The organism is Pseudomonas sp. NPDC077408, assembly GCF_050269105.1.
Lineage (GTDB): Bacteria > Pseudomonadota > Gammaproteobacteria > Pseudomonadales > Pseudomonadaceae > Stutzerimonas.
On sequence record NZ_JBNNHS010000017.1, the window covers coordinates 1 to 24,450 of the forward strand.

At 57.8% G+C, this 24,450-nt stretch carries 21 protein-coding genes and 1 pseudogene; 10 read left to right on the forward strand and 12 right to left on the reverse strand.

Annotated elements, in window-relative coordinates; translation table 11 throughout:
* Nucleotides 1–599: pseudogene (locus ACQKEK_RS22810) on the reverse strand (IS4 family transposase); the annotation flags it as partial.
* A 166-nt stretch (nucleotides 600–765) separates the two neighbouring features.
* Between ACQKEK_RS22810 and ACQKEK_RS22815 the strand changes: the two are divergent.
* From ACQKEK_RS22815 to ACQKEK_RS22855, 9 genes are all read left to right on the forward strand, one after another.
* Nucleotides 766–1,206 carry an NUDIX hydrolase gene (locus ACQKEK_RS22815; RefSeq protein ID WP_128121197.1) on the forward strand — a complete coding sequence of 147 codons (441 nt, stop codon included), beginning with the start codon at nucleotides 766–768 and terminating at the stop codon, nucleotides 1,204–1,206.
* Between the two features lie 67 nt (nucleotides 1,207–1,273).
* Entirely contained in the window at nucleotides 1,274–2,404 is a 1,131-nt protein-coding gene (gene mnmA / locus ACQKEK_RS22820) for a tRNA 2-thiouridine(34) synthase MnmA (protein WP_181690027.1), read from the forward strand.
* Nucleotides 2,401–3,024 (forward strand): high frequency lysogenization protein HflD, encoded by a 624-nt coding sequence (gene hflD, locus ACQKEK_RS22825; protein ID WP_499144419.1) that lies wholly within the window; start codon nucleotides 2,401–2,403, stop codon nucleotides 3,022–3,024. The genes mnmA and hflD overlap by 4 nt, the downstream gene beginning before the upstream one ends.
* Nucleotides 3,025–3,133: 109 nt before the next feature.
* The gene (gene purB / locus ACQKEK_RS22830) at nucleotides 3,134–4,504 is read left to right on the forward strand and encodes an adenylosuccinate lyase (protein WP_499144420.1); all 1,371 of its coding nucleotides are present in this window, start codon (nucleotides 3,134–3,136) and stop codon (nucleotides 4,502–4,504) included.
* Nucleotides 4,505–4,580: 76 nt separating this feature from the next.
* Entirely contained in the window at nucleotides 4,581–5,747 is a 1,167-nt protein-coding gene (locus ACQKEK_RS22835) for a ribosomal protein uL16 3-hydroxylase (protein WP_499144421.1), read from the forward strand.
* On the forward strand, nucleotides 5,740–6,165 hold the full coding sequence (locus ACQKEK_RS22840) for a GNAT family N-acetyltransferase (protein WP_045426487.1): 426 nt from the start codon (nucleotides 5,740–5,742) through the stop codon (nucleotides 6,163–6,165). The genes ACQKEK_RS22835 and ACQKEK_RS22840 overlap by 8 nt, the downstream gene beginning before the upstream one ends.
* Before the next feature lie 7 nt (nucleotides 6,166–6,172).
* Entirely contained in the window at nucleotides 6,173–6,799 is a 627-nt protein-coding gene (locus ACQKEK_RS22845; RefSeq protein WP_499144432.1) for a DUF7931 domain-containing protein, read from the forward strand.
* Nucleotides 6,796–7,602, forward strand: coding sequence for a secretin N-terminal domain-containing protein (locus tag ACQKEK_RS22850; protein ID WP_499144422.1), 807 nt, complete (start codon nucleotides 6,796–6,798; stop codon nucleotides 7,600–7,602). The genes ACQKEK_RS22845 and ACQKEK_RS22850 overlap by 4 nt, the downstream gene beginning before the upstream one ends.
* A gap of 509 nt (nucleotides 7,603–8,111) precedes the next feature.
* Nucleotides 8,112–9,707 carry an isocitrate lyase gene (locus tag ACQKEK_RS22855; RefSeq protein ID WP_499144423.1) on the forward strand — a complete coding sequence of 532 codons (1,596 nt, stop codon included), beginning with the start codon at nucleotides 8,112–8,114 and terminating at the stop codon, nucleotides 9,705–9,707.
* Between the two features lie 561 nt (nucleotides 9,708–10,268).
* Here the strand turns inward: ACQKEK_RS22855 and ACQKEK_RS22860 are convergent.
* The 7 genes from ACQKEK_RS22860 to ppsA form a co-directional block, all read right to left on the reverse strand.
* Nucleotides 10,269–11,261: an OmpA family protein gene (locus ACQKEK_RS22860; protein WP_499144424.1), complete on the reverse strand. Its 993-nt coding sequence runs from the start codon at nucleotides 11,259–11,261 to the stop codon at nucleotides 10,269–10,271.
* Nucleotides 11,262–11,359: 98 nt separating this feature from the next.
* A complete protein-coding gene (gene sigX, locus ACQKEK_RS22865) occupies nucleotides 11,360–11,926 on the reverse strand; it encodes an RNA polymerase sigma factor SigX (RefSeq protein WP_045426473.1) in 567 nt (188 codons plus the stop codon).
* Nucleotides 11,927–12,032: 106 nt separating this feature from the next.
* Nucleotides 12,033–12,857: a mechanosensitive ion channel family protein gene (locus ACQKEK_RS22870; protein ID WP_499144425.1), complete on the reverse strand. Its 825-nt coding sequence runs from the start codon at nucleotides 12,855–12,857 to the stop codon at nucleotides 12,033–12,035.
* Between the two features lie 2 nt (nucleotides 12,858–12,859).
* A complete protein-coding gene (locus tag ACQKEK_RS22875) occupies nucleotides 12,860–13,105 on the reverse strand; it encodes a CrfX protein (RefSeq protein ID WP_128121188.1) in 246 nt (81 codons plus the stop codon).
* Nucleotides 13,106–13,158: 53 nt separating this feature from the next.
* Nucleotides 13,159–14,151 carry a divalent cation transporter CmaX gene (gene cmaX, locus ACQKEK_RS22880; RefSeq protein ID WP_499144426.1) on the reverse strand — a complete coding sequence of 331 codons (993 nt, stop codon included), beginning with the start codon at nucleotides 14,149–14,151 and terminating at the stop codon, nucleotides 13,159–13,161.
* Nucleotides 14,152–14,219: 68 nt separating this feature from the next.
* Nucleotides 14,220–14,708, reverse strand: a complete 489-nt coding sequence (rraA, locus tag ACQKEK_RS22885; protein ID WP_499144427.1) for a ribonuclease E activity regulator RraA — start codon at nucleotides 14,706–14,708, stop codon at nucleotides 14,220–14,222.
* Nucleotides 14,709–14,925: 217 nt separating this feature from the next.
* Nucleotides 14,926–17,298 (reverse strand): phosphoenolpyruvate synthase, encoded by a 2,373-nt coding sequence (ppsA, locus tag ACQKEK_RS22890; RefSeq protein ID WP_045426461.1) that lies wholly within the window; start codon nucleotides 17,296–17,298, stop codon nucleotides 14,926–14,928.
* Between the two features lie 156 nt (nucleotides 17,299–17,454).
* On the opposite strand from ppsA, the gene ppsR reads away from it, so the two are divergent.
* Complete coding sequence (ppsR, locus tag ACQKEK_RS22895; RefSeq protein WP_045426458.1) at nucleotides 17,455–18,273, forward strand: posphoenolpyruvate synthetase regulatory kinase/phosphorylase PpsR; 819 nt, start codon at nucleotides 17,455–17,457, stop codon at nucleotides 18,271–18,273.
* A 112-nt stretch (nucleotides 18,274–18,385) separates the two neighbouring features.
* Here ppsR and prpF read toward each other — a convergent pair whose 3' ends face one another.
* From prpF to prpB, 4 genes are all read right to left on the reverse strand, one after another.
* On the reverse strand, nucleotides 18,386–19,573 hold the full coding sequence (gene prpF, locus ACQKEK_RS22900) for a 2-methylaconitate cis-trans isomerase PrpF (protein WP_499144428.1): 1,188 nt from the start codon (nucleotides 19,571–19,573) through the stop codon (nucleotides 18,386–18,388).
* Nucleotides 19,574–19,690: 117 nt separating this feature from the next.
* Nucleotides 19,691–22,294, reverse strand: a complete 2,604-nt coding sequence (acnD, locus tag ACQKEK_RS22905) for a Fe/S-dependent 2-methylisocitrate dehydratase AcnD (protein ID WP_499144429.1) — start codon at nucleotides 22,292–22,294, stop codon at nucleotides 19,691–19,693.
* A gap of 75 nt (nucleotides 22,295–22,369) precedes the next feature.
* Nucleotides 22,370–23,497 carry a bifunctional 2-methylcitrate synthase/citrate synthase gene (prpC, locus tag ACQKEK_RS22910; protein ID WP_499144430.1) on the reverse strand — a complete coding sequence of 376 codons (1,128 nt, stop codon included), beginning with the start codon at nucleotides 23,495–23,497 and terminating at the stop codon, nucleotides 22,370–22,372.
* Between the two features lie 95 nt (nucleotides 23,498–23,592).
* Nucleotides 23,593–24,450: methylisocitrate lyase (prpB, locus tag ACQKEK_RS22915; protein WP_499167708.1), on the reverse strand; the 858-nt coding region annotated here is incomplete at its 5' end.

Below are 24,450 nucleotides of genomic sequence, written 5' to 3' on the forward strand. Positions count from 1 at the left end.
TGGCCTAGGAAGGTTTCGGCCAAGCGCATTTCGCTGCCCCGGTAGGGGCTGAGCTGGGCATCGAGGATCACGTGGGAACGCACGTTCATCAAGGCAACGAGCCGCATCATTGGAAAAGGCGTCTGGCGTTCAGTGCCCGTGTTGCCAGAGCCAAAATGTTCTCTTAGCTCAGACGAATCGGGGGTTCGCAGCAATGCACCATCCACCGCGAAAACCTGTAAACCATTCCAGTCGTCGCCTTCGTATCGCTCGCAGCCCCAGTGTTTACCCGACTGACGAAACAACGATTCGACCGGATCAGCCCCCAGTCACTTACGCGCTTCAGTCACGCCGCTTCGCGCCAGCAACTGATCGGAGGCCAAGCCTTGAGCGCAGATATTCAAACGCCTAGCCACCTCATGTACGGGCTCATCTCGGAACAGGGCCATGCCCAGCACCAACCAAAGAACCTGATCGCTTGGTAGGCGACGACGCCTTATGGTGGCTTGCGCTGAAAGGTTCAGTGCACTGGCGACCCACTCAACAGGAATGTTCTGCGTGAAGGTGCTCAGATCCGAAAAATTGAAGAGATCACCGAGGTCGAGCAATTGCTGCTGAATGGGCATAAAAAATCCGATACCAGAGGACTGGTATCGGATTTTTCTAGAACCCACGGCCTGGACTCAAATGCTTAAGTGAACAGCATTACGGCGCTAGGCCGGGGTTTCTTTTTACCGTGCACGCGAAACGCTACCATCGAAGTCTATAGACGAGCTGAGGCCGAACATGAGCTGGCATCCACACATAACCGTGGCGACGATTGTCGAGGTCGATGGCCGCTTCCTTATGGTCGAAGAATCGAAAGGCGGCCGTTTGGTACTGAATCAACCGGCGGGGCACCTTGAACCCCACGAAACATTACGCCAAGCCGCGGTGCGCGAAACCCTAGAGGAAACCGGCTGGGAGGTCGCGCTCGCGGGTGTAGTAGGTATTTACCTATACACTGCACCTAGCAACGGCGTGACCTACCAACGCGTCTGCTTTGCGGCCACTCCGGTTCGCCATGAGCCGCACCGCGAACTCGACAGCGGCATTGTCGCAGCGCTCTGGATGACTCGAGACGAACTGGCCAACCAACCGGAACGTTGGCGCAGCGAGCTGATCCTGCGCTGCATTGATGACTATCTGGCTGGCCCGCCACACGATCTCGCCGTGATACGAGACTGAGGGACCTTAACCGCTGGCTTGACCGGCCTGTTAGAATTGCACGCTTTGCAGTTAACCCTGAGTCTTTATGCCTGATTCACCGTTCGTTGCCCCTGAAAACCTGCGCGTCATTGTCGGCATGTCCGGCGGTGTCGACTCGTCAGTTTCCGCTCTGCTTCTCCTCGAACAGGGGTACCAGGTCGAGGGCCTGTTCATGAAGAACTGGGAGGAAGATGACGGAACCGAGTATTGCACTGCTCGGGAGGATCTAGCCGATGCCCAAGCCGTCTGCGACAAGATCGGCATTAAACTGCACACGGCAAACTTTGCCGCTGAGTACTGGGACAACGTGTTCGAGCACTTTCTCGCTGAGTACAAAGCAGGCAGGACGCCGAATCCTGACATCCTTTGCAACCGCGAGATCAAATTCAAGGCGTTCCTTGATTATGCCTTGGCGCTCGGCGCCGACCTGATCGCGACCGGACACTACGTACGGCGACGAGACATCGATGGGCGCAGCGAGCTGCTCAAAGGGCTGGACTCGAACAAGGACCAAAGCTATTTCCTTCACGCTGTTGGCGGCGAGCAGCTGAGCAAAACCTTATTCCCGGTGGGGGAGCTGGAAAAGCCAGCGGTCCGGGCAGTTGCCGAAAAGCACGGGTTGGCGACGGCGAAAAAGAAAGACTCGACCGGAATTTGCTTCATCGGCGAGCGCCGTTTCAGCGATTTTCTCAAGCAATATCTGCCTGCTCAACCGGGCAACATCGAAACGATAGATGGCGAAACCATAGGTCGCCATCACGGCCTTATGTATCACACCATCGGCCAGCGACAGGGTCTGGGTATCGGCGGCCTTAAGGACGCAAGCGACGAGCCCTGGTACGTGTTAAGCAAGGATCTCGAGCGCAACGTGCTAGTGGTAGGTCAAGGCAACGACCATCCCTGGCTGTTTTCTCGCGCCCTGCTCGCCTCAGAAATCTACTGGGTCAATCCGATCCAACTGACCGCCCCCCTGCGGCTCACGGCGAAAGTTCGCTATCGGCAGAGCGACCAGATCTGCACACTGGAACAGACCACCAACGGCTATCGAGCGGTTTTCGACGAACCTCAACGCGCTGTAACGCCTGGCCAATCCGTGGTGTTCTACAATGGCGAGGTTTGCCTCGGTGGTGGCGTGATCGAGACCGCAGAGCCCTGGTTCGCCGGAGCCCGCCCATGACGCCACGACAGGAACAACTAGTAGCTCTTGGGGCTGTATTCGAAGCTGCAGCACTGGTCGATCGAATAGCCCGAACCGGTCAAGTGCCGAACGCAGCCCTGGCGAACCTGTTGGGCAGCCTGTTGGTGCGAGAGGACAAACCGGCTTTGGAGATTTATGGTGGAGATGACTTGAATCTCCGCGAGGGCTATCGCGCCCTTGTCGGCGCACTGGAGCGAGACACCAGCAGCCTGCAACGCGAGCCGCTGCGCTATGCGCTGGCGATGATCGGCCTGGAACGACAGCTTGATAAACGCCGTGACCTGTTGCAGGTGATCGGAAGCCGCCTGGACCAGATACAGCAGCAGGCCGATCACTTTGGGCTGACCCACGAGAACGTAATCGCCTCTTTTGGCGGTTTGTACCAGGACACACTGAGCACCTTTCGCCAGCGCATTCAGGTCCAAGGCGACATGCGCCATCTTCAACAGAACGACAACGCAGCAAAAATACGCGCACTTCTGCTGGCAGGGATTCGTTCAGCGCGGCTCTGGCGCCAGCTCGGCGGGCACCGTTGGCAGATGGTATTCAGCCGGCGCAAAATGCTCGACGAGCTATATCCCATGTTGAAATCTGAATAACCGCAACGCGGAGCGCAACGTGCTTACTGGCTACAGCGGCAATTAGCCGTCCGCTTCGTGTATAATCTGCGCCCTCTTTTCGTCGCTCGACTGTCCGAGAATGCCCTCTATGCAGCTTTCCTCGCTCACCGCGGTTTCCCCTGTCGATGGCCGCTACGCCGGCAAAACCAGCGCCCTGCGCCCCATTTTCAGCGAATTCGGCCTGATTCGCTGCCGCGTTCAGGTTGAGGTCCGCTGGCTGCAACGCCTAGCTGCACATGCCGGGATTCCAGAGGTGGCGCCCTTCTCGGAAGAGGCTAACGCACTACTCGATCACCTTGCCGAAAACTTCCAACTCGAACATGCCGAGCGCGTTAAGGAATTCGAGCGAACCACCAACCACGACGTAAAAGCGGTGGAATACCTCCTCAAGGAGCAAGCCAAGCAGCTACCAGAACTGGCCAAGGTCAACGAATTCATCCATTTCGCCTGCACCAGTGAGGACATCAATAACCTGTCCCATGCTCTGATGCTACGCCAGGGTCGCGATGAGGTTTTGCTGCCCCTGATGCGCCAGCTGGCGGACGCAATCCGCGCCTTGGCTATCGCGCATGCAGACGTACCCATGCTCTCCCGTACCCATGGTCAGCCCGCTTCGCCCACCACCTTGGGCAAGGAACTGGCTAACGTGGTCTATCGCCTGGAGCGTCAGATTGCGCAGGTTGCGGCGGTACCGCTGCTCGGCAAGATCAATGGCGCCGTCGGCAACTACAATGCTCACCTGTCGGCCTATCCCGACGTTGACTGGGAAGCTAACGCGCGAGAATTCATCGAAGGCGACCTAGGACTCTCCTGGAACCCTTACACCACACAGATCGAGCCTCACGATTACATCGCCGAGCTATTCGATGCCGTGGCTCGATTTAACACCATTCTTATCGATTTCGATCGCGACATCTGGGGCTACATTTCGCTGGGCTATTTCAAGCAGCGCACCGTTGCCGGCGAAATTGGCTCCTCGACCATGCCGCACAAGGTCAACCCGATCGATTTCGAGAATTCGGAAGGCAATCTCGGAATTGCCAACGCACTGCTAAGTCACTTGGCGAGCAAGCTGCCCATTTCCCGCTGGCAGCGTGACCTGACCGACTCCACCGTACTGCGTAATCTGGGAGTTGGCTTTGCTCATAGCATCATTGCGTACGAGGCAAGCCTCAAAGGCATCGGTAAACTGGAGCTCAACGAAGCGCGAATTGCCGAGGACCTCGACGCCTGCTGGGAAGTACTGGCCGAGCCGATCCAGACCGTCATGCGTCGGTATGCCATTGAGAATCCCTACGAGAAACTCAAGGAGTTGACCCGAGGCAAAGGCATCAGCCCCGAGGCGCTGCAGACTTTCATCGAAGGCCTGGATATGCCGGCCGAAGCCAAGCAGGCGCTGCGCAAACTGACCCCGGCCGCCTACATAGGCAACGCCGCCGATCAGGCCAAGCGGATCTGAGCGAACTCATTATTTGCACGCCCGGCTGTGCCGGGCGTTTTTATTTGCAGCTCTTAAACAGAGCAAGGTACCTGGCATGACTTCCGACACCCCTTTGCAAATCCTTGGCGGGATCAGCGCGCGCGAGTTTCTTCGTGATTATTGGCAAAAAAAACCTCTACTGGTCCGCCAGGCAATTCCCGGGTTCGAGAACCCGGTTTCCCCAGACGAGTTGGCCGGCTTGTCCCTGGAGGAAGAAGTCGAGTCACGCCTGGTCATCGAACATGGCGAAACTCCGTGGGAGCTGCGCCGCGGCCCCTTCAGCGAAGAGACCTACCAGAACCTGCCGGAGCGTGACTGGACGTTGCTGGTCCAGGCCGTCGACCAATTGGTGCCAGAAGTTGCCGAGCTTATCGAGCACTTTCGCTTCCTGCCCAATTGGCGGATCGATGACATCATGGTCAGCTTTGCAGCACCGGGGGGCGGTGTGGGCCCGCATTTCGACAATTACGATGTATTCCTCCTCCAAGCGCATGGCCAGCGTCGCTGGCGCGTAGGACAGATGTGCGACAGCGAGAGCAAAATGCTCAAGCATGCCGACCTGCGCATACTCGCGGATTTTCAAGGCACCGACGAATGGGTACTCGAGCCAGGCGACATGCTTTACCTGCCACCAAGACTGGCTCATTTCGGTACCGCCGAAGATGCGTGCATGACCTACTCGCTAGGCTTCAGAGCCCCCAGCGCAGCGGAGGTCCTTACCCATTTCACTGACTTCCTGGCGCAGTTCCTGCCTGATGAGGAACGCTACAGCGACGCAGATATGCTTCCGATCGAAGACCCGCACCAGATCCAAAGCGATGCGCTGGATCGCCTGCGCGCGATGCTAGCCGAGCATATGGGCGACGAGAGATTGCTGCTAACCTGGTTCGGCCAGTTCATGACCGAACCGCGCTATCCGGAGCGAGTCCAGGGTCCGGAAATCGACGAGCAGGCAATGCTCGCAGCATTGGATGATGGCGCCATACTCGTGCGAAACCTGAGTGCACGCCTGGCCTGGAGTGAAGTGGACATCGGCTTGTTGCTGTTTGCCAGCGGTCAAAGCCGGCTGCTTCCAGGCCATCTGAAGGAGCTATTGAAAATGGTTTGTTCAGCCGATGCGCTCCATTCCGAAAATCTCGCTGGCTGGCTGAGCGACGAGGATGGGCGTAATCTCGTCCTGCAACTGGTCAAACAGGGAAGTCTGGAGTTTGCTGATGAGTGACATAGAAGTTCGCATCGCCGACTGGCAGCAGGATAACGCCGACTTACGCCGGATTAGGGAAACTGTGTTCATTGCTGAACAGTCAGTGCCCCCGGAACTGGAGTGGGACGCTGACGATGTCGAGGCCGTGCATTTCCTCGCCTTGGAAAGCGGCTATCCGATTGGTACCGCGCGACTGCTTAATGACGGGCATATCGGTCGCGTTTCGGTATTACGCGACTGGCGCGGAATGAACGTCGGCGGCGCGCTGATGAAAGCGGTCATTGAAGAAGCCGAGCGGCGCGGCCTTAACGAACAGCGACTCACCGCCCAAGTGCATGCCACATCGTTCTATGAGCGCCTTGGCTTCGAAGTAGTCAGCGAAGAGTTCCTCGAGGCCGGCCTTCCCCACGTCGATATGCTACGAAAGAGCCACTAGGCATATGATGCATGACGACCCGGATCACTCTATCAGCGAAGACGCCCCGTCGATGATCGAGTTCCAATCACCGGGTCGCTTCCAGATTGATAACCCAGCGGTACAGCCTGCTCTCCAACGAGACTGGCAGGCAGCGCCGTCTACGCTAGGCGTCAGCACTACAGTTCAGACTTTCAATGACATGGGCGAAGCTCGTAAGCATACGCTTGCGCTGATTGAGCAGGTCAGGCGCAGCCTGAGCATCTATACGCCGGACCTGGAACCTTGGCTGTACAACCACAGCTGCATTCAAAAGGCATGCTCGCAGTTTTTACGGGCCCATCCACGCAACCGCTTGCGTATCTTGGTGGGCGACTCGTCTCGCGCAGTCAAAGAAGGTCACCGCCTGGTCACTCTGAGCCGCAGATTGACTAGCAACTTGCACATTCGCCGCACTCATCAAGATTATCAACTACAAACCTCCGCGTTCCTTGTGGTCGATGGGTGCGGCATGCTAATTCGCCCGAATGCGGATCAATTTTCTGGTCATGCGCTATACCGAGACCCTGGTCGCGCTCGCCAACAGCTAAGGCTATTCGACGCCGCCTGGGACCGTAGCCTTCCTGATCCCGATATGCGGAGTTTTTTGCTATGACTCGTCGTTTTATCGCTGCGTGCCTGTTAATCGCTAGCTCGGCGCTTAATGCTGCGACAGAGGTAATTCCGCTGGACTTCCGAATGGCGGAGGACGTGCTACCGATCGCCCAATCAGTTGTAGGGGATCAGGGCAAAGTCAACGCATATGGGAACCAGCTGATCGTGAACGCGCCGGCCGCTGTGATCACTGAGCTGCGCGATGTGCTGTCCAAGCTAGATACCGAACCTCTCAGGCTGCTTATAAGTGTCGATACCCAAAACTCGGCCGCAGGCAGCGAAAGTGGCTATCGGGTCGACGGCACAACCCGCCTCGGTGATGTTGAAATCCAGAGCGGCGACGGCGAGAAGAGAGGCAGAGACCAGGCGCGCATCATTCGCCGCAGCACCAACAGCCAAGGCGGAGGTGTTCAACAGGTCCAAGCCACCGAGGGCTATCCTGCATTGATTCAGATAGGCCAAAGCGTACCAATTACCACCACGGGGGCCGACGGCTACGGGCAGATCTATCAACAAACTCAGTATCGGGATGTCACGCGAGGTTTCTACGCCACCGCTACGGTTCAGGGCGACCGGGTGCAGGTTACGATCAGCAGCCATAACGACCGTATGAGCGCAGCCCAGCCAGGCGCAATCAACGTCCAGCAAACCGATACTCGGGTCAGCGGACGGCTCGGCGAATGGATCGAGCTCGGCGGCGTTGACGAATCTGCAAGCTCCAGCGATAACGGAATGCTACGCAGATATTCCACAGCCGGCAGTCAAGACCTTTCCCTGCGACTAAAAGTAGACACGCTGAATTAAGAAAGTTCAGCAGACAAATAACGCTCGGTTAAGAAATGTAGTGCCTACCAAAGTTCACTACAAAAACATTTGACGAACCATTTTAGCCGGAGCATGATGGCCCCGCTCCCGCTAACCAGAGACTCTGAAAGGGTCTCCGGATCGCGCTCAGCCAACCAGCAGAGGCGTTCCGTGACTGTACTGCCCACAAGGCGGACTGACGAGGTTGCGACTGGAACGAGTCGTCCTGAGGGACGGGGAAGCGATTAACGCATCAGCTCGAGACATCAGTTCGCTGATCCACTCAACGGCCCCGCGTCGCTGTGTGTTGGAATGCCACGATCATTCCACAGCTAACCGAATCCTCTTGCGGTCGTAACTGCATACCCTCCTCCTCTTGGTTCAATCCTCGTCTCGGTCGATATTTCGACGCTCTGCCACGTGTTGTCCGCTTCATCAGCGCAAGCACGTAGGTTTCAGTGGGAAAAGTCGGTGCTCAACCAAACACGAATTTCTTTGAAGGATTGACCATGTCCGCTTATCAAAACGACATCAAGGCCGTTGCCGCTCTGAAAGAAGCAGCTGGAAGCAGCTGGAGCGCGATTAACCCCGAATCCGTAGCACGTATGCGCACACAGAACCGTTTCAAGACCGGTCTGGAAATCGCGCAGTACACTGCCGACATCATGCGCAAGGACATGGCTGAGTACGACGCCGATACGTCCGCCTACACCCAGTCGCTAGGCTGCTGGCATGGTTTCATCGGTCAGCAGAAACTGATCTCTATTAAGAAGCACCTGAAAACCACCAATAAGCGCTACCTCTACCTGTCGGGCTGGATGGTTGCCGCGCTGCGCTCCGAGTTCGGCCCGCTGCCAGACCAGTCGATGCACGAGAAGACCGCAGTCTCCGACCTGATCGAAGAGCTGTACACCTTCCTGCGCCAGGCCGACAGCCGCGAGCTGGACCTGCTGTTCACTGCTTTAGACGCCGCTCGCGAAGCCGGCGACACTGCCAAGGCCGCCGAGATCCAGTCGCAGATCGACAACTACGAAACCCACATCGTCCCGATCATTGCCGACATTGACGCTGGTTTCGGTAACCCGGAAGCCACCTACCTGCTGGCCAAGCGCATGATCGAAGCCGGCGCTTGCTGCATCCAGATCGAGAACCAGGTTTCCGATGAGAAGCAGTGCGGACACCAGGACGGCAAGGTAACCGTTCCTCATGCCGACTTCCTGGCCAAGATTGCCGCCGTCCGCTATGCATTCCTCGAGTTGGGCATCGACAATGGCGTCATCGTTGCGCGTACCGACTCCCTGGGCGCCGGTCTGACCAAGCAGATCGCAGTGACCAAAGAGCCGGGCGACCTGGGTGACCTGTACAACTCATTCCTTGACTGCGAAGAGATCACCGAAGCCGAACTCGGCAACGGCGACGTTGTGATCAAGCGTGAAGGCAAATTGCTGCGTCCTAAGCGCCTGCCGAGCAACCTGTTCCAGTTCCGCAAAGGCACCGGCGAAGCGCGCTGCGTACTCGACTGCATCACTTCGCTGCAGAACGGCGCGGACCTGCTGTGGATCGAGACTGAGAAGCCTCATGTTGGCCAGATCGCGGCCATGGTTGACGAGATCCGCAAAGAGATCCCGAACGCCAAGCTGGTCTACAACAACAGCCCGTCCTTCAACTGGACCCTTAACTTCCGCCAGCAAGTATTCGATGCATTCGTTGCCGAAGGCAAGGACGTCTCCGCCTACGACCGCGCCAAGCTGATGAGCGTTGAGTACGACGAAACCGAGCTGGCTCAAATTGCCGACGAGAAGATCCGCACCTTCCAGAAGGATGGGTCCGCTCATGCTGGTATCTTCCACCACCTGATCACGCTGCCGACTTACCACACTGCCGCGCTGTCGACCGACAACCTGGCAAAAGGGTACTTCGCAGATCAGGGCATGCTGGCCTACGTCAAAGGTGTACAGCGTGAAGAGCTGCGTCAGGGTATCGCCTGCGTCAAGCACCAAAACATGGCTGGCTCCGACATCGGCGACAACCACAAGGAGTACTTCGCTGGCGAAGCGGCTCTGAAGGCAAGCGGTAAAGACAACACCATGAACCAGTTCCACTAAGAACTGAATATGGCCCAGGCGCCGCCTGGGTCAATGGTGTAACAGATGTCTTGGCATCTGCAAAAAGCTGCCCCTATATGGAGCAGCTTTTTTTGTGTACGACGCGCAAACGAGATCTAGTTTACCCCCGCCTCCCCTTCCCCTCGCACCCTCTTTGCGCAGACCCACCCAAACAGAGCACTACTGACAAGCCGATCAAAGGCGTTCGACATTCATCACAGTGCTAACCCTGAACGACGGCATTGGAGCTCGTTTAGGCATGGCCGCCGCTAGCTGCTTCCTAGTTAAGGGGTGTTTAAAGGATGCCTTTGATGCTGCGTATGACGGCGCTGCATCCCATCAACCTGGACAGCTAGCGCGAAAGCTCTACCAACCAGATGAACATGCATATCTAACCTCGCATGCACAGTCTTCCCCGATAGGAAGGCCTTCAGCTCTAAAACGGACGTAGCTAGAGCAAAAAAAAATCCGATGCCAGAATCTGGCATCGGATTTTTTGAAAGCTTAGAAGGAGCCCAAGACTAAACAGGGCACCCACCAGCTAGCGAAACAAGATACGAATTAACGAACCTGTGCTTCGACTTCAGCTTCTACACGACGGTTGATCTGACGGCCTTCCTCGGTGCTGTTGTCAGCAACCGGGCGGGCTTCACCGTAACCGACCGAATCGACACGCTGGCTCTCAACGCCGTACTGGTTGACCAGTACCTCGCGGACAGCCTGAGCACGACGCTCGGACAGACGCTGGTTATATTGATCGGTGCCCACCGAGTCGGTGTGACCTTCAACGGTGGTGTTGGTCTGAGGGTACTGCTGCATGAAATCAGCCAGGTTCTTGATGTCGTTGTAGCTCTCTTCGCGAACGCGGGCCTTGTCAAAATCAAACTTGACGTCCAGCTCGACGCGAACGAGTTCTGGCTCTGGCTCCGGCTCGTTGTCGACCATTGGCGCCGGCGCTGGCGCAGGGGTCGGCTCGACCTGTGCTACCTGCTGCTTAGCACCACCACCGAAGTTCAGACCGACACCTACGCCAGCCATCCACTCGGCTTCGTCCGCATCGATGTTGTACATGCCGTCAACACTCGCCTTGGCGAAGAAGTTTTCGGTGAAGTAATACTTCACGCCAGTACCGACGTTGGCGAAGGTGCTGTGATCACGACCGCCACGGGCAGCTTGACCAATGCTTTGGTGAGCGGCACCTGCGGATACGTAAGGACGCAAACCAACGCCCGGCTGGCCGAAGTGGTAAGTGGCGTCCAGAGAAGTCAGGCTACCCTTGATATCTTTGTGCCCGCCTGCGCCGACCGAGTCCCGGGACGTCAAGTCGTGGTATTCGCCGTACGACAGACCAAGCGAAACGTCATCAGTCAGGAAGTAGCTAGCGCCAGCTCCGTACAGTTCGCCGTCACGCTGAACATCGCGCGAGCTATCGGTGAAGTAATGCTTACCGAATGCTTCCACCTCTACGGCACCTTGGCCCTGGGCCAGCGCGCTAATAGAAGTGGCGGCAACCAAAGAACCAATTACAACGCCTAAGGTGTTTATAAGCTTCATCCGTAAATCCCCATCTGTGGTGAGTATCAGAACAATCTAAGGAAACCGGCTAACTGCAAGCCCAAGCTGTTCGCTAACGATAGGACAGCTTAATGCCGTTAAGTTTCAGCGATTCCCGAAAATTTTTCGCGTAATTTATCTAGCGCCCGCTTGTAACGCATCTTTGTTGCGCTTAGTCCCATGTGCATGATGTCGGCAATTTCCTGAAACTCCAGTTCTGCCACAAAGCGCAGAACGAGAATCTCCCGATCGATCTGGTTCACATGGACCAGCCACTTGTCTAGCTCCGGCCTTTCCTCAACGTTCGGCGCCTTTTCCTCGGACGCCTCTTCCACAGGATCAAGGCTCAAAGCGTCCAGTAAGCGGCGCTTGCGGCGCTCTTTCCGGTACTGAGTAATACACTCGTTGTATGTAATGCTATATAGCCATGTCTTGAACTTCGATTTACCTTCAAAGTTCTTTAAACCATATAAAACCTTGAGCATCACTTCTTGGCAAACGTCATCAGCGTCTCGGTCGTTTCCTAAATAACGTGCGCATACGTTGAAGAGTGTACGCTGATAACGGCGCATCAGCTCTTCATAGGCTCTCGTTACATGAAACAGCTCCGCATGGGCGCGCTGCACCAGCTCCTCATCGGAGAGCTGGCGCGGGTCGTAGCTCATGGTCGGCGGATGGGTTTTAGTCAAGGCGCTTCGAACCGGCAATAATCGTGGCGGCCGTTCGCGGTAACCCGCAGAAGAGGCTGCGCACTTTAACAGAATACCGGGCCTAACGGCTGCCTACGCGCTGCTCTAGCAGCACTCTATTTGCAACCGAGATCAGCTCGCCTTCATCGGTAAGCAGCAAGGTCTTCGCGGTTCCAATCTCTTCGATCGAACCCTCCAGCTCCTCGATGCGCACCCTCTGGCCAACCTCGTAAAGTTCACGAACGTAAATGCCGGCGATAATCTGACTCACCAAGTCTCGGCTACCGAGACCGAAAGCCAACGCAACCGCCAACCCGACAGAGATCAGTGCAATTGCGATGACGTAATTAAGCAGCTCGGTCTTAACCTCCAGCTGGCCGATTGCGACGGAGATAATGATGATGATCACCAACCCCTGCGCGATTCGTCCAAGCCCGGCGGAATATTCAAGGCCAACGCTTTCAGCAGCGCCTCGCACCAAACCATTGACCAGCTGCGCCAAGAGTATGCCAACCAACAGGATCAGCCCCGCTCCGAACACCTTGGGCACGTATAGCGCGAGCATATCGAGCGTCGCCGAAACGCGAGCGAGTCCCAGAGATTCCGCAGCCGACACCAGAAAGATCAGCAATACGAACCAATAGACGATCTTGCCAATCAAGGCCGAGATCGGCATGCGAATACCGGCACGCCCAAGCAACTTGGTCGCCCCGGTACCGGCAACCAACCGGTCCAGACCCAGTTTTGCCAGGACCTTCGACAACAGAGTGTCCAGTAGCTTGGCGACGACAAAACCAACGGCAACCAGCAAGAGCGCCCCGAACAAACGAGGAATGAAGGCAGCGATAGGTTGCCAAAGGGCGCTCATAGCACCCAACAAGCTCTGGCTCCAGGGATCGAGTTCCATGATCAGTCGACCTTATTGAAAGTAGTACGGGAACCGGAATGGCGCCGAGTGACTGCCGAAGTGTGCGGTGCGCCAGCGCTAAACGCGATCAGCACAGCCTGTAGCCAATGCCCCATCAGGCCAAACAGGTCGCCAGCGCCTACCTGCCGGTTGGCCGTTTTCAGTACACGATCCAGGCGGGCATCGTCATGACGCTCCGACTGCGTGTTGAGCATGTCCCGCAGGGATTCTTCAAAGGGATCGTGCATGTTTACCTCTGCAACAGTGAGACTCTGACGGCACAGCCATATCAGTAGTCACATCACACCCATTTCAATCGGCGGAAGATCCACCATTGGAAACAGGCCACCGCACCAATAAGCACACAAGCCACAACAAATCCATAAGGATGCTCGGACCCAGGGATGCCGCCCACGTTGATCCCAAGCAAGCCTGTGAGAAAGCTCATCGGCAGAAAAAAACCGGTAATGATGCCGAGCAAGTACATGGTCCTGTTCATCCGCTCGCGCATTCGCCTTTCTTCTGCTTCTAGCACTAGATTGACTCGCTCACGGACCAGCTCCAACTCCTCCAGATAGCGAATCAACCGGTTGCTCAGCTCGTTCCAGTAATCTGTATCGTCATCAACAAACCACGGCAGATGATTGCGCGTGAGCTGCGCGTATATCTCGCGCTGTGGTAACAGAAAACGGCGCAGACCAGCGGCCTGGCGCCGCAACGACAGCAACTTGTCTTGAGGCGGTGTATATCGTTCATCCGTCTCGACTCGGTCTTCTTCTCCATCCAGCTTTTCCGTCAGAACGGCAACGAGCTCATCAACCCGCTCGGTCAGCGCGTCAGCCAGGCCGAGCAATACTTCGGAGGCCGTTTTCGGACCAACACCGGCATCAAGCTGCTGGAGCACCACTTCGGTCGAGCGCAGCGGCCGCAGGCGCAACGAAATAACCCTGCGCGCATCTGCGAATACCCGTAGCGAAACCATGTCCTCGGGCTCCGCGTCGGGATTCAGGTTGACGCCTCGCAGGAATAGCAGCAACTCGTCGCCAGGCAGCGCCAGCAAACGTGGACGAGTATCTTCTTCCAGTAACACGTCGCATGCGAACGCGCTCAGGCCGCTCCGGTCGCGCAACCAAGCCTGGGCCTGAGCCTGACTGCGATCCCAATGAAGCCACAAGCTTTCATGCGCGGCTAACTCCAAAGAGGAAATGTCTGCATAGGCAATTCTGCGTGCACCACCTTGCCCGTTTAACACAAGGGCATGTAGAAGCCCTGTACGGCCTATTTCGTCAGGCAACGGTCGCGTCTCCTACAAATCGTAAAAAAGCCCGGCATAGCCGGGCTTGATCAACCAACCGCAACGGGCTAGTCGGGCATCTTCAGCTCTTCGGGCGAAACGATAATGCCGTTGTTGTCGGCATAAACGTATTCACCAGGGCGGAAAGTCACTCCACAAAAGGTCACCGGTACATTGCGGTCGCCTATTCCGCGCTTGTCGGTTTTCATGGGATGAGTGGCCAGCGCCTGGACGCCCAGTTCCGTTTGCGCGATCACGTCGACATCACGGATGCAACCATAGATCACCAGCCCCTCCCATCCATTGCGCGCTGCTTTCTCAGCAAGCATGTCCCCGAGCAATGCACGACGCAGCGAGCCGCCACCGTCTACCACCAGCACCTTGCCTGCGCCGTTTACATCTACCTGCTCCTTGACCAATGAATTGTCTTCGAAGCATTTGATCGTGACGATCTGACCACCGAAGGAGTCGCGACCACCAAAATTGCTGAACATCGGCTCCACCACCTGCACCAACTCAGGGTAGGCATCGCATAGATCAGGGGTGATGTATTGCATGGTAAGTCTCCTCAAACTTGAAACGCGTCAGGCTCGGTCGCCACCATGCTTCAAAGATAAGCAATTTGCCTACCCGCACCGGCTTCCAGCCACAACGGCTATAGCAGCATTAGCGGAAGCGGCATGCATCGCGACAGAGATAAACGGCATTGGCTGATAGAACCGCTCGTGCTCAACGCAAAAAAGGGCGGAAACCGCCCTTTTTGCCGTGCTGTGTTTATTTGATCTCGGCGTCAGCCAGGAAGAACCAGGTATCGAGCACCGAGTCCGGGTTCAGCGATACGCTCTCAATACCCTGCTCCATCAGCCACTTGGCCAGGTCCGGGTGATCGGAAGGCCCCTGACCACAAATGCCAATGTACTTGCCCGCTTTGTTACAGGCTTCGATCGCATTCGCCAGCAGCTTCTTGACTGCAGGGTTACGTTCATCGAACAGGTGGGCAATGATGCCGGAGTCACGGTCCAGTCCAAGCGTAAGCTGGGTCATGTCGTTCGAGCCAATGGAGAAGCCATCAAAGAACTCGAGAAACTCATCGGCCAACAAAGCGTTGGAAGGCAGCTCGCACATCATGATGATGCGCAGGCCGTTCTCGCCACGCTTGAGTCCGAATTGACCGAGAATGTCGATAACCTGCGAGGCTTCGCCCAGGGTGCGCACGAACGGCACCATCAGCTCGACATTGGTCAGCCCCATCACGTCGCGAACCTTACGCATGGCACGGCATTCGAGTTCGAAGCAGTCGCGGAAGGATTCGCTGATGTAGCGCGATGCACCGCGGAAGCCGAGCATCGGGTTCTCTTCTTCCGGCTCGTAAAGCTTGCCTCCGATCAGGTTGGCGTATTCGTTGGACTTGAAGTCAGACAGCCGCACGATGACCTTTTTCGGCCAGAATGCCGCAGCCAGCGTGCTGACACCTTCTACCAATTTCTCGACGTAGAAGTCGACCGGGTCGCCGTAGCCGGCAATGCGCTTTTCGACACTGCTCTTCACGTCGGCCGGCAGGCCATCGAAATTGAGCAGCGCCTTGGGGTGAACACCGATCATCCGGTTGATGATGAATTCGAGACGCGCCAGACCGACGCCTTCGTTGGGTAGCTGGGCAAAATCGAATGCGCGATCCGGGTTACCGACGTTCATCATGATCTTGAACGGCAGTTCTGGCATCGCATCGATAGAGTTCTGGCGGATATCGAAGCCCAGCTCGCCTTCGAAGATCAGACCGGTATCGCCCTCGGCACAGGTGACCGTGACGCGCTGGCCATCCTGCAGCAACTCGGTGGCGTTACCGCAACCGACGACGGCGGGAATACCCAGCTCGCGTGCAATGATGGCTGCGTGGCAGGTACGACCACCACGGTTAGTGACGATGGCGCTGGCGCGCTTCATCACAGGCTCCCAATCTGGGTCGGTCATGTCGGAAACCAGTACGTCGCCCGGCTGAACCTTGTCCATCTCGGAGACGTCGTGAATGATCTTGACCGGACCGGCGCCGATGCGCTGACCAATAGCACGGCCTTCGACCAGTACTTTTCCTTTCTCCTTCAGCAGGTAACGCTCCATGACGTTCCCGCTGCTACGGCTCTTAACTGTTTCCGGGCGAGCCTGGACGATGTAAAGCTGGTTATCATCGCCATCTTTGGCCCACTCAATGTCCATCGGACGGCCATAGTGCTTCTCGATGGTCATCGCCTGATGGGCGAGATTGGTCACTTCCTCATCAGTCAGGCAGAAGCGCATACGCTCAGCCTGATCAACCTCGACGGTTTTGACCGACTTGCCGGCGCTGGCCTCCTCGCCATACACCATCTTGATTGCCTTGCTGCCGAGATTACGACGCAAAATGGCAGGGCGGCCGGCTTCAAGGGTGTGCTTGTGTACGTAGAACTCGTCTGGGTTGACAGCACCCTGGACGACAGTTTCACCGAGGCCATAGGCACCCGTGATAAACACGACGTCACGAAAGCCTGATTCGGTATCTAGGGTAAACATCACGCCAGCCGTGCCGGTCTCGGACCGCACCATGCGCTGAACACCTGCGGACAGCGCAACCAGCTTGTGATCGAAGCCCTGGTGGACGCGGTAGGCAATCGCACGGTCGTTGAAGAGGGAGGCGAAGACTTCCTTGGCGGCACGAATCACGTTATCCACGCCGCGTATATTCAGGAAGGTTTCCTGCTGGCCCGCGAATGAGGCGTCCGGCAGGTCTTCAGCCGTGGCCGAAGAACGAACCGCGACCGCCATGTGGTCGTTTCCACCGGCCATCTCAGCGAATGCGGCACGAATGTCGGCATCGAGCTTAGGAGGGAATTCGGCTTCCATGACCCAGCCGCGAATTTGTGCGCCGGCTTTGGCAAGGGCATTGACGTCGTCCACGTCCAGCGCATCGAGAAGCGCGTGGATTTGCTCGTTGAGACCGCTGAGCTCCATGAAATCACGGTAGGCCTGGGCGGTAGTGGCGAAACCACCAGGTACCGAAACTCCCGCACCTGCAAGGTTGCTGATCATCTCGCCGAGGGAGGCGTTCTTGCCCCCTACACGCTCAACATCATGATTGCCGAGCTTATCGAGGGAAACTACGTACTCTACCAAGGTGATCTCTCCACGTTGTGTTGGAAACTCGGTTCGTGCCCATCCGCGGCACGGTGGCCTGGCCCTGCAAAATAAGTAACAATGCCAGCCAATCGAGGCTCGGCGAAGGGGCCTACTATAGCTGAGAACCGTTCTTGACTTAAGGTCCCATGCGCAATGAAACGAACTGCATTTTTCATATCCGACGGTACCGGGATTACAGCCGAAACGCTCGGCCAAAGCCTGTTGGCACAGTTCGAAACCATCACGTTTACCAAGCTCACCCGGCCATATATCGATACGGCTGAAAAAGCGCGTGCAATGGTACAGCAAATCAATAAAGCGGCGGAAAGCGACGGCGCGCGGCCGATCATATTCGATACGCTGGTAAACCAGGAAATTCGCGACATCCTGGCTGAGTCCAATGGCTTCATGATCGACATCTTTTCTTCCTTCCTTGCCCCGCTGGAACATGAACTGATGTCACGCTCTTCCTATTCTGTCGGCAAATCCCATTCGATCAGCCATAACGCCAACTACATGGAGCGAATCGACGCCGTCAACTTCGCTCTGGACAACGATGACGGTGCCCGCACGCACTACTACGACAAGGCGGATCTGATTTTGGTCGGCGTCTCAAGGTGCGGCAAAACGCCCACCTGCTTGTACATGGCGATGCAGTATGGCATCCGGGCCGCCAACTACCCGCTGACCGAAGACGACATGGAGCGACTGCAACTTCCGAGCGCGCTCAAAACCCACCGCGACAAACTGTTCGGCCTGACCATCGACCCGGACCGCTTGACCGCCATTCGCAACGAGCGCAAACCCAACAGCCGATATGCCAGCTACGCCCAATGCGAGTTTGAAGTTCGCGAGGTAGAGAACCTCTTCCGCCGCGAAAACATCAACTACATCAACTCCACGCATTTTTCCGTAGAAGAGATATCCGCCAAGATCCTCGTGGAAAAGGGCGTAGAGCGTCGACTCAAATAGGCGCCGTTCTGCTAGACAACAAAAAGGCCGCTTAGTGCGGACTTTTTGTTTTTCGCGCTCGACAAATTTGAACTTTGCCAACGCCGAGTCGCATGATTGTGTCGGCAATCGCTTAGAACGAGTCACTAGGAACGCGCACCCAGCCCTCCATGAGAACCCTGGCGCTCCGACTCATGATCGCCTTGGTTACCGACCATTTTCCGTCAGCCTGCTCCGCCTCGGCGCCGACGCGAAGCGTGCCGGAAGGATGCCCAAAGCGCACTGCCGTCAGTTCGCCGCCACCGGCAGCCAGGTTAACGAGAGTACCAGGCACTGCCGCAGCCGCACCGATAGCAACCGCACAGGTCCCCATCATGGCGTGATGCAACTTGCCCATGGACAATGCCCGCACCAGCAGATCAACCTCGCTTGCTTCGATGGTCTTGCCGGATGACGCTCGATAGGCTTTCGGCCCCGAGACAAACGCAACCTTAGGCGTGTGCTGGCGGGTCAACGCCTCTTCCGCTGTCCTGATCAGCCCCATACGCAACGCACCGGCAACTCGAATCGCCTCCAGCCGCGCCAACGCCTCGGGATTGCCGTTGATATCCTCACGCAGTTCGGTGCCCTGGTAACCGATGTCCTCGGCATTGACGAAAACCGTTGGGATGCCCGCACTGATCATGGTCGCCTTGAGCGTACCGATGCCCGGGACCTCCAGCTCATCGATCAGGTTGCCGGTGGGGAACATCGATCCTCCCTCCTCGCCGTCGTCGGACGGATCGAGGAATTCCAGCACGATCTCGGCAGCCGGAAAGGTCACGCCGTCCAGTTCGAAATCGCCGGTTTCCTGAACTCGACCTTCGGTGACCGGTACGTGGGCGATGATGGTCTTGCCGATGTTTGCCTGCCAGATACGCACCACACAGGTACCGTTCTGAGGAATGCGCTCGGAATCCACCAGTCCGGCATGCAGGGCGAACGCACCTGCGCCGGTTGAGAGATTGCCGCAGTTGCCGCTCCAGTCGACGAAGGGCTTGTCGATCGACACCTGACCATAGAGATACTCGACGTCATGATCAGGTCGAGCGCTCTTAGAGAGGATCACGCATTTGCTGGTGCTGGACGTGGCGCCACCCATGCCATCGATGTGTGCCGAATATGGGTCGGGGCTGCCAATCACGCGCATGAACAGCTTGTCACGCTCGGAACCTGGTACCTGGCAGCTTTCCGGCAGGTCCTGCAACCGGAAGAACACACCCTTGCTGGTGCCGCCGCGCATGTAAGTCGCGGGAATCTTAATCTGAGATTGATGAGCCATGAGTGACTCCTGGCTGAAAAATGAATGGACCGTAGGGTGGATCGTGCTTCACCGATCCGCCGCGAGGGTTGATGCGGCGGATGGAAAAAGCGCCATCCACCCTACGAGCTCGGACGGTCACACCTGCCCGAGAAAGTCCTTGGCGAAGCGCTGCAGCACGCCGCCGGCCTGGTAGACGCCCACCTCGGCCGCGGTGTCGAGACGGCAGATGACCGGCACACGGGTTTCTTCACCGTTCTTGTGGTGAATGACCAGAGTCAGGTCGCAGCGCGGCGACAGTTCGCCTTCAATGTCATATGTTTCGGTGCCATTGAGACCAAGGGTCAAGCGGGTAGTACCCGGCTTGAACTCGACCGGCAATACGCCCATGCCGACCAGGTTGGTGCGATGAATACGCTCGAAGCCTTCGGCCACGATCACCTCGACACCGGCTAGCCGCACGCCCTTGGCTGCCCAGTCACGCGAACTACCCTGACCGTAGTCGGCACCAGCAACGATGATCAGGTTTTGCTTGCGGTTCATGTAGGTTTCGATGGCTTCCCACATGCGCATCACCTTACCTTCCGGCTCGACCCTGGCGAGCGAGCCCTTCTGCACCTTACCGTCGACCACAGCCATCTCGTTTACCAGCTGCGGGTTGGCGAACGTCGCCCGCTGTGCAGTCAGGTGGTCGCCGCGATGGGTGGCGTAGGAGTTGAAGTCCTCCTCCGGCAGGCCCATCTTCGCCAGATACTCACCGGCTGCTGAGTCCAGCAGGATGGCGTTGGATGGTGACAGGTGATCGGTAGTGATGTTATCCGGCAGAATCGCCAGCGGACGCATGCTTTTCAGCGTGCGTTCACCAGCCAGCGCACCTTCCCAATACGGGGGACGACGGATGTAAGTGGACGTCGGCCGCCAGTCGTAGAGCGGGCTTTCAGCTTCCTCGATGGTGCCGAGGTCGAACATCGGGATGTAGATCTGACGGAACTGCTCGGGCTTCACCGACGCCGCAACAATGGCGTCGATTTCCTCGTCAGATGGCCAGAGGTCCTTGAGCGTGACCGGATTGCCATGCTGATCGGTGCCAAGCACGTCCTGTTCGATGTCGAAGCGCACAGTGCCCGCGATGGCATAGGCGACTACCAAGGGTGGCGACGCCAGGAACGCCTGCTTGGCATACGGGTGGATGCGGCCATCGAAGTTACGGTTGCCTGAAAGTACGGCCGTGGCGTACAGATCACGGTCGATGATTTCCTTCTGGATCTTTGGATCCAGCGCCCCGGACATGCCATTACAGGTCGTACAGGCGTAGGCGACGATGCCGAAACCGAGCTTTTCCAGTTCGGTCAGAAGGCCGGCGTCTTCCAGGTACAGCTTGGCGACCTTGGAACCTGGAGCGAATGAAGTCTTGACCCAGGATTTGCGCACCATACCCAACTCGTTGGCCTTCTTCGCCAGCAGGCCGGCCGCAACCACGTTGCGCGGGTTGGAGGTGTTGGTGCAGCTGGTGATGGCCGCGATGATCACTGCCCCGTCCGGCAGCAAACCTTCAGCCTCTTCGGCCCGCGCCGCAGCCAGCATATCTTCGTCAGCAATGCCGCGCTCGTGCAGCGCCGAGGTCGGCAGACGCTTGTGCGGGTTGGACGGGCCGGCCATGTTGCGCACCACACTGGACAGGTCAAACTCCAATACGCGCTCGTACTCGGCCCCTTCCAGCGCCGTTGCCCACAAGCCGGTTTCCTTGGCGTACTGCTCGACTAGCGCGACCTGCTCCGGCTCGCGGCCAGTCAGTTTGAGGTAGTCGATAGTCTGTTGGTCGATGTAGAACATCGAAGCCGTTGCGCCATATTCCGGGCACATATTGGAGATCGTCGCGCGATCGCCGATCGTCAGACTGTCAGCGCCTTCACCGAAGAACTCTACCCAGGCCCCGACTACTCGCTCCTTACGCAGGAACTCGGTCAAGGCTAAGACGATGTCGGTAGCGGTGATACCCGGCTGCCGCTTGCCAGTCAGGCGCACGCCGACGATGTCAGGCAGGCGCATCATCGACGGCAGGCCGAGCATCACGGTTTCGGCTTCAAGACCGCCGACGCCGATGGCGATCACACCCAGCGCATCGACGTGCGGCGTATGCGAGTCAGTGCCGACGCAGGTATCCGGGAAGGCCACGCCACCGCGCGCTTGAATCACCGGCGACATCTTCTCCAGGTTAATCTGGTGCATGATGCCGTTGCCGGCCGGAATTACGTCGACGTTCTTGAACGCTGTCTTGGTCCACTCGATGAAGTGGAAGCGGTCCTCGTTGCGACGCTCCTCAACGGCGCGGTTCTTCTCGAACGCATCCGGATCGAAGCCTGCAAATTCGACCGCCAGGGAGTGGTCGACGATCAACTGAGTCGGAACAACCGGGTTGACCTTCGCCGGGTCGCCACCCTGCTCCGCGATCGCATCGCGCAGACCGGCGAGGTCGACGAGCGCGGTCTGGCCAAGGATGTCATGGCAGACGACGCGTGCCGGATACCAGGGAAAGTCGAGGTCGCGCTTGCGCTCGATGATCTGCTTCAGCGAATCGGTCAGCGCTTCGGGCTCACAGCGACGCACCAGCTGTTCGGCCAGGACGCGGGACGTATAGGGCAGCTTTTCATAGGAACCCGGTTGAATAGCTTCGATCGCCTCACGGGTGTCGAAGTAGTCAAGCCCAGTACCTGGCAAAGGTTTGCGGTGTTCTGTATTCATGCCGGAAGAACTCAATTCAGTAATGTTCTGTGGGGCAAGGTGCGGGGAGCCCGACGACGAGCTCCCTCGCTCCGATCAACGCTGGGCGATCGGGACAACCTTGCGCTGCTCCGGACCGATGTACTCGGCGCTCGGCCGAATGATCCGGTTGTTGCTGCGTTGTTCGAACACATGGGACGCCCAGCCGGTGACGCGCGAGCAGACGAAGATCGGCGTGAATAGCTTGGTCGGGATGCCCATGAAGTGATAGGCGGACGCATGGTAGAAATCGGCGTTCGGGAAGAGCTTCTTCTGCTCCCACATGGTTTCGTCAACGGCGACCGAGACCGGATAAAGCACGGTGTCGCCCACTTCATCCGCGAGCTTTTCGGCCCAGACCTTGATCACCTCGTTGCGCGGGTCGGAAACGCTGTAGATCGCGTGGCCGAAGCCCATGATCTTGTCCTTGCGCTCGAGCATGCCGAGGATGGCTTCACGTGCTTCTTCCGGGCTCTTCCACTGCTCGATCATGTCCATGGCCGCTTCGTTGGCGCCGCCATGCAGCGGGCCACGCAGCGAACCGATAGCGCCGGTCACGCAGGAATAGAGATCGGACAGCGTTGAGGCGCAGACGCGGGCGGTAAAGGTCGAGGCGTTGAACTCGTGCTCGGCGTAAAGGATCAGCGAGACGTTCATCACCTTGACGTGCAAGTCGCTAGGCTTCTTATCATGCAGCAACGCGAGGAAATGGCCGCCCAGGGTCTCTTCGTCGCTGGAGCAATTGATGCGCACGCCATCATGGGTGAAGCGGTACCAGTAGCACATGATCGCCGGGAAAGCGGCCATCAGGCGCTCGGCCACGTCGCGCTGCTGGTCGAAGCTGAGCTCCGGCTCGAGCGTGCCGAGCACCGACGAACCGGTACGCATGACGTCCATCGGATGCGCACTGGCAGGGATGCGCTCGAGCACTTCCTTTAGCGCCTGCGGCAGGTCCCGCATGGTCTTCAGGCGACTCTTGTAATCAGCCAGCTGCTGTGTGTTTGGCAACTCGCCGTAGAACAGCAAGTAGGCCACCTCTTCGAAATCGCACTCGGCCGCCAGCTCACGTACGTCGTACCCGCGGTAGGTCAACCCGGCACCGGTCTTGCCCACGGTACACAGGGCGGTCTGGCCGGCGATCTGGCCACGCAGGCCTGCGCCACTCAAAACTTTTGCTTCAGCCATTGCTATCTCCTTCTTGGATTTGTTCTGGATACTGCAAATCACGTTGAAAAATGGATCGCATAGGCCCCGTTGGCAAACCCAATGGGGCCTTCTCGTCAGCTCTTCTTCTGAGCGAACAGCGCGTCGAGGTGCTGCTCGAATGCGTGGTAGTTGATGCGATCGTAGAGCTCCATGCGCGTCTGCATGGTGTCGATCACATTCTTCTGAGTGCCGTCACGGCGCAGCGCGGTGTAGACATTCTCGGCCGCCTTGTTCATGGCGCGGAATGCCGACAATGGGTAGAGCACCAAGGACACATCGACGCTGGCCAGCTCTTCGGTGGTGTAAAGCGGCGTGGCACCGAACTCGGTGATGTTGGCCAGAATTGGCGCCTGCACGCGGTCGGCGAAGGTCTTGTACATCGCCAGCTCGGTGATGGCTTCGGGGAAGATCATGTCGGCACCCGCTTCGATGCAGGCGGCGGCGCGGTCCAGTGCGGCATTCAACCCTTCCACCGCCAGCGCATCGGTACGCGCCATGATCACGAAGCTGTCGTCGGTGCGCGCGTCCACAGCCGCCTTGATGCGGTCGACCATCTCCTGCTGGGTGACGATTTCCTTGTTCGGGCGATGGCCGCAGCGCTTGGCCCCAACCTGATCCTCGATATGGATCGCCGCCGCGCCGAACTTAATCATCGACTTGACGGTACGCGCCACATTGAACGCCGAGGAGCCGAAACCGGTGTCTACATCTACCAGCAGCGGCAGGTCGCAGACATCGGTGATGCGACGCACATCGGTCAGCACATCGTCGAGACCAGTGATACCGAGGTCCGGCAGCCCCAGCGAGCCCGCGGCAACGCCGCCGCCGGACAAGTAGATGGCCTTGAAGCCGGCGCGCTTGGCCAGCAAGGCGTGGTTGGCGTTGATGGCGCCAACGACCTGCAGCGGATGCTCGCTGGCCACCGCGTCACG